Source organism: Mesorhizobium sp. M0715 (assembly GCF_040320355.1).
Classification (GTDB): Bacteria; Pseudomonadota; Alphaproteobacteria; order Rhizobiales; family Rhizobiaceae; genus Mesorhizobium.
In genome coordinates this window covers 1-1,571 of the sequence record NZ_JAMYPL010000067.1, presented here as the reverse complement: position 1 = coordinate 1,571, position 1,571 = coordinate 1, and the positions used below count along the sequence as shown (strand labels likewise).

Genomic DNA, 1,571 nt, shown 5'->3' with positions numbered 1-1,571 from the left:
CCGGATCAGGCGCCCGCAACAAGGCGAAGCCCAAGCTGCGGGACAAAAAACCCAATCCCGTCCCCCGCAAACCAATCTGCACCAAGCAACAGTCCCCCAGGCACCAGCCAGCGGGCCGTTCGCATTCGGGGGACAATGGTGCCTGCAAGCGCGGCACTCCTCGGCGCACAAAGAGGCCTCAGCCGACAAGCTACGACAACAAAACAAGCCTCTCGACAAAACCTAATTCAAAACAGCCCGCAGCCGCGGGCCGTTTGCGTTTAGGGGGACTGGCAGTGAAGTGCCCAGCCGCCGCCATGACCGGATCAACCGAATCGGAGGCAAAAAAGACGAAGCATCCGATCCTCTTGTCAGGCATCGGTCAGTGATGTCGGTGATGACTTGCAATCAAATACGAAATGAATTGGGTCGGGGTGGCGTTCTATTCAGCCGGCTTTTGTGGCCACCCTCGGCCATGACAATGACTGAGGACCGCGAATCGACCTGCATGTGGATTCTCGATCGCGCCGGCCGTTGGGTGTGTCACGCCGCAATAGCCGCAAGTGCCGTTGGCCGAACGGCCCGGGGCGTTGAAGCGACGCCTCGATCAAGTCGAATCAAGTGAAGGGTGATTCTCTGGGGATGAGTGGCGCAAGGCGTGGCATGGTCGAATCAGCCAATTTTGCTAATAGCTGACATCTATCCAGGTTCGGGATCACTCCCATGTTCCCGCAGGGCGGTGCCAATGCCAAATTACGCTTTGAATGACCATTACGAGAGCTCCATCAGGAAGCAGCTCGAATCAGGCCGCTACAGTAATGCCAGCGAGGTTGTCCGCGCGGGCCTGCGCATGCTTGAGGATTTCGAGGCGGAGCGGGAGAAATGGCTGCGCGAGGAGATACCGGGGCGCCTAACTGAACTCCGGCAGGATTCATCGAAGGGAATCCTGCCGAAACGGTTTTCTCCCTGGAGGCGCGTCATCGCGCGAAGGAGGCGAAAGCCAAGTAGGGGTGGAGTATCGGACTGTCTTCCACCCAGGGGAGAAGCCGAGCTGGAGCAACTCTACGATGATGATGATATAGCCGGACGTGCGTCGCCGGCGATCGCCTGGAATTTCATTGCGGGTATCCGCGACCATTGTCTCGGCCTGTCTACTTTTCCACAGCGGGGCACCGAGCGGGTCGAGATCATGCCTGGGCTGCGGATAGTTGGCTATCGCCGCGCGGTCAGCACTGCCTTCGCCGTCGAGGGTGGGCGGGTCCTGATCCTGGGCATCTTTTACGCCGGCCGGAACATCACGCCGGAATTGCTCGAGGACCAGCTCTAAACGGCGCGCTTCGGTGGTGAATTGCTCGGCAGTCCTCCAGGCGCGGCGGGTGCGATGGCACACATCAGCGCCTCGAGCTCGGGACGCATCACAGGAATGGTAGGCGCTAGAACGCCGCCCACAATTCAGCCAAGCCAACTCATGAATTTCGGCCCGGTGGATATCTCTACGAGAAATCGAAAAAACATTGTCGATGTGTGTTGACAGTTGTCGAGTGTGGCGACTATATACGCCTCACGAACGAGGGCGGCTCGCCGCTGGCGAC

The 1,571-nt window shown here is 59.3% G+C and carries 2 protein-coding genes and 1 pseudogene; all 3 read left to right on the top strand.

Annotation, left to right across the window (positions count from 1 at the left end):
• Nucleotides 1–368: hypothetical protein (locus tag NKI21_RS32300; protein WP_352869308.1), on the top strand; the 368-nt coding region annotated here is incomplete at its 5' end.
• A gap of 356 nt (nucleotides 369–724) precedes the next feature.
• Nucleotides 725–987 (top strand): annotated as a pseudogene (locus NKI21_RS32295) (type II toxin-antitoxin system ParD family antitoxin).
• A 181-nt stretch (nucleotides 988–1,168) separates the two neighbouring features.
• Nucleotides 1,169–1,306 carry a hypothetical protein gene (locus NKI21_RS32290; protein ID WP_352556341.1) on the top strand — a complete coding sequence of 46 codons (138 nt, stop codon included), beginning with the start codon at nucleotides 1,169–1,171 and terminating at the stop codon, nucleotides 1,304–1,306.
• The last annotated feature ends 265 nt before the right edge of the window (nucleotides 1,307–1,571 follow it).